This is a genomic window from Anaerobiospirillum sp. NML120449, assembly GCF_023051105.1.
Lineage (GTDB): Bacteria > Pseudomonadota > Gammaproteobacteria > Enterobacterales > Succinivibrionaceae > Anaerobiospirillum.
This window is the reverse complement of record NZ_JALKIL010000081.1, coordinates 1-4,078: the sequence shown is the minus strand read 5'-3', so window position 1 is coordinate 4,078 and position 4,078 is coordinate 1. Positions and strand designations below refer to the sequence as shown.

Annotated in this window: 3 protein-coding genes; all 3 read left to right on the top strand. The window is 50.3% G+C overall.

From position 1 onward, the window contains the following. Positions 1–809 precede the first annotated feature (809 nt). Positions 810–2,099: a citrate synthase gene (locus MXE41_RS12790; RefSeq protein ID WP_246978838.1), complete on the top strand. Its 1,290-nt coding sequence runs from the start codon at positions 810–812 to the stop codon at positions 2,097–2,099. 497 nt (positions 2,100–2,596) lie between these two features. Beyond that, positions 2,597–3,466, top strand: coding sequence for a hypothetical protein (locus tag MXE41_RS12785; protein ID WP_247100848.1), 870 nt, complete (start codon positions 2,597–2,599; stop codon positions 3,464–3,466). 152 nt (positions 3,467–3,618) lie between these two features. Further along, on the top strand, positions 3,619–4,078 hold a 460-nt coding region (locus MXE41_RS12780), incomplete at its 3' end, for a hypothetical protein (protein ID WP_247100846.1).

Sequence of the window (4,078 nt, the reverse complement as noted above, 5' to 3'; positions counted from 1 at the left end):
GCCCCAGCCTCTGCCCCTGCCCCAGCCTCTGCCCCTGTACCTGACTCTGCCTCTGCCCCTGTCCATGCCACAGGCGACAGGCCACAGGCCTGCCAGTAGCAGAGAAAACATCAACATCGAACATGAAGCATAAAGCAACATAACTCCAGAGTAGCCAATGCAAGGTATGCCATGCCAAGTCAGGCATGCCCGGTCAGGCATGCCTGGTCGGCCGGGCGGCCTGGCTGCGATCCAGTCTTTTTTCTGGCCAGGACATAAGCTACATATATATGTATATGTATTGCTGGAACCTCAAGACAATCTTGCCCGCTGTCACTGCTCAAGGGTGGCCGATACAGACACTGACAGTCACAGTGGCGTTGACAGTTGAAGCGGTGCCTTGGCGAACCTGGCGGGAGCTGCAAGCTGAGCCAGCTGCAGATGGATGTCATGGCAGATCAGGTCCATGCTGTGGTGGAAGGCTGTTACAGAGCTGTGTTAGACAGTGAAAATTGCCTTATATTCTATATGTTACTGGTATCATTTTTATGCTTTTATTGCACTTATTTAGTGCCTTATTGATGCAGACCACACTGTATCAGTGGTATTAGTGCTCTGAAGCCGGGTAAAAAAGTGCCTGTAAATCGCACTCATAAGGGCGTGTAATGCGGATCGCACCATATACTTGCACCAATTTGTTACCGTCCCCAAATTGGATCATTTTAGGCAAATGTGAAAAATAACGCACTGAAATAGTTATAGTTTTGTCGTCCATTGCATCTGAAAGTTTTGGAGGCGCATGCTAAATGAGTGATTTACACGACATTACAATCCTGGACAAGGTCGCTACTTTAACCATTCCCGGCCATGATCCTATCGAACTGCCTATCTTAAAGGGCACCGTAGGACCTGAGTGCATCGACATCCGAGAACTGGGTAAGCAGGGTTACTTCACCTATGATCCAGGCTTCGTGTCAACTGCTGCATGCAGCTCCCGAATTACTTTCATTGATGGCAAGAAGGGTATTCTGCTGTACCGTGGCTATCCAATTGCTGATCTGGCCCGTAAGGCAGATTATCTGCAGGTCTGTTATCTGCTGTTCAACGGTGAGATGCCAAGCAAGCGTGAGTATGACGAGTTCTGCTACCGCGTACAGCACCACACTCTGATTCATGAGCAGATTGCTTCCCTGTTTAAGGCTTTCCGTCGTGACTCCCACCCAATGGCCGTTATGTGCGGTGTGGCTGGCGCTTTAAGTGCGTTCTATCACGGCAGCCTGGACATTTATGATCCTGAGCACCGTCAGGCTACCGCTATCCGCCTGATTGCCAAGATTCCTACCCTTGCAGCCATGGCATACAAGTATTCCATTGGCCACCCATTCATTTACCCACGTAATGATCTGAGCTACGCAGGTAACTTCCTCCACATGATGTTTGCTACCCCATGTGAGACCTACGAAGTTAACCCTGTTATTGAGCGCGCTCTGGACCGCATCTTTACCCTGCATGCCGACCATGAGCAGAACGCCTCTACCTCATCAGTACGTCTGGCCGGTTCATCAGGCGCCAACCCTTATGCCTGTATTGCTGCCGGTATCGCTTCCCTGTGGGGTCCTGCTCACGGTGGTGCTAACGAAGCCTGTCTGCGCATGCTTGAGCAGATTGGTACTGTAGAGCGCATCCCTGAGTTCATCAAGCGCGCCAAGGACAAGAACGATCCATTCCGTCTGTCCGGCTTCGGTCACCGCGTATACAAGACCTATGACCCACGTGCTCTTGTTATGAGAGAGACCTGCCACGAAGTTCTCCAGGAGCTCAAGATCTACAATCACCCAATTCTGCGAGTAGCCACTGAGCTTGAGCAGATTGCCCTGAGTGATGAGTACTTTGTAAAGCGTAATCTCTACCCTAACGTAGACTTCTACTCCGGTATCATCTTAAAGGCAATCGGTATTCCAGTAAGCATGTTTACTGTAATCTTCGCCCTTGCCCGTACCATTGGCTGGATTTCTCACTGGAACGAGATGCAGAACATGGAAGAGAGCCGTATCGGCCGTCCACGTCAGATTTACATTGGCTCACCAGAGCGCCACGTAATTGCCATGGACGAGCGTTAACAGGCCCGTCCCCCAAGGCATGAAAAAGCCCGGCAACACAGTGCTGAAGCTCTGTGCTGACCGGGTTTTTTCATGCCTGCGTTTTACAGGCGTCCCTGCCATAACATCCCCGGACAGCTCGACTCTGACCAGGCCTCCCTGACGGGACGGGACCCGTCCTGACCAGGCGGCCCTGAACAGACCTCTCTCACGGGACCTGACCGGTCCTGACCAGGCGGCCCTGAACAGACCTCTCTCACGGGACCTGACCGGTCCTGACCAGGCGGCCCTGGCCTGGCTGCTCTGCCGTACCTGCCTGCCTGCATGACGGGCTATATGCCGTCAGGAGCTCTTACAGCCATGCTACATGGTGGCCTGGCCTGCGAGCAGCATGGCAGCCTTGCCTTGCATTGTAACGTGGCATACTTGCTGATTTGAGATTTCTATAATGCCTGTTTAAAGAATGGTATAAACTAAGCCACGACTCTAACAGTTTTGATACCAGCTGGATTGTTATTATGAAAATTCCTGAACCACCTAAAATAAGTCTGACCGCTCGAAGAAACGGCAAAAATGGCTGGGCACTTAGCACCTATGATTCTGTATGGGTAAAGGACAAGACTGGTGCAGACGGACGTCTTATTAAGGGACATGCAAGGCAGAAAAACCTGCATGTGGTTGGCCATATTGACGGTGGCAATCGCGAGGGCTGGGTGGTATGGAGAGACCGCCAGATCATCAGGGACTATCCTGAACTTGAGTACTATGAGATGTACAGGAAGGGTGGCAAAAACTACTTCTTCCCGAAGAGCCAGTTGCAGCAAGATGATGGTACTGCTGTGCCTGGCGTGAAGCTTGATGGTGAGCTCATTGCTGCACCGGCAGAACTCAATCATGCCTGGTTACATAATGACAGCACCAGTACCGGGTCAGGCGACACTGCCGATGAGTCCTCTGACGACAGCAGTACAGCTGGTACACGGAGCAGTCATTGCTCTGCCAGAGCCGACCGTGAGTCGGCCAGAGCAGACCATGGTGCTGCCAGAAAAGGTCGAGGATCTGCCAGAACAGGCAGGCAATCGCCAGGTAAAGGCAGCATAATTCCTGAACAGTTTGCAATGTCAGGCCTGCAGGGCACAGCTGCCCAGGGCCATATACTGGCAGTTAAGAATGCAGCTGCTCATGCAGTGTTTGCCAGTGCCACAAGAACAGGTCTGGCCCAGGCTGTATATGAGCATTTGGGAAAAAGAGCCGGAAGTCACGTTATGTCACTGGTAGCCAGAACTGTTCTGACTGGAGAGCTCAACGTCCAGGACCTGGAAAGCTTTGTTTACCAGTACGACCTTCCTGTATCTGGTGGAATAACATCGTTAGTTTTGCAATTTTAGTACACTAAATCACTCCCTCCTCAATTTTCCCCCTCTTTTATCTCCTTTTCTTAAAAATTTTTCAAAAAATTTTCAAATTGGGCCTGGTTTTCCAAGATCTTCTGTTTTATAATGTAGTGTAGCGACTACACTACATTAATTCAGAGGTCAAAATGCTAATTCCTAGAATGGTTGTACCGGTGCCTAATCTACCTGGAAAGATTGTATTTAAGCGCCAGAAAGACAACACCTATGTCCTTCTTCTGGTAGGTCTTGAGCGCTGCAATACTCAGAAGAGAACCCCTAAGCCTGTAAGAAAGGCCATTGGTCGTCTGATTGATAACGATGATCGCACTCTTATGCAGCCTAATGACTACTATGCTGAGCATTTTGGTCTTGACGAAGCGACATTCGATTCAAGACTTTCCTCAAGCATTAAGGTGGGGTCTCATGTTGTCATGAAGCATATTGCTGCCCGCGAAGGTATAAGCGATATGCTGAAGAGCGTCTTTGGAGAGAAGATTGCCTGCAGAATCCTTGATGCATCCGCTTTCTTCATCAACAAAGAGAACAGTGCTATGAGCAGGTTCGACGAGTACTCTCGTGAGTTTCCGCTTTTTGGTCCAGCTCAAA

Coding starts and splice junctions, on each gene's coding strand:
- MXE41_RS12785 (WP_247100848.1), top strand. CDS start 2,597: ATGAAAATTCCTGAACCACCTAAAATAAGTCTGACCGCTCGAAGAAAC.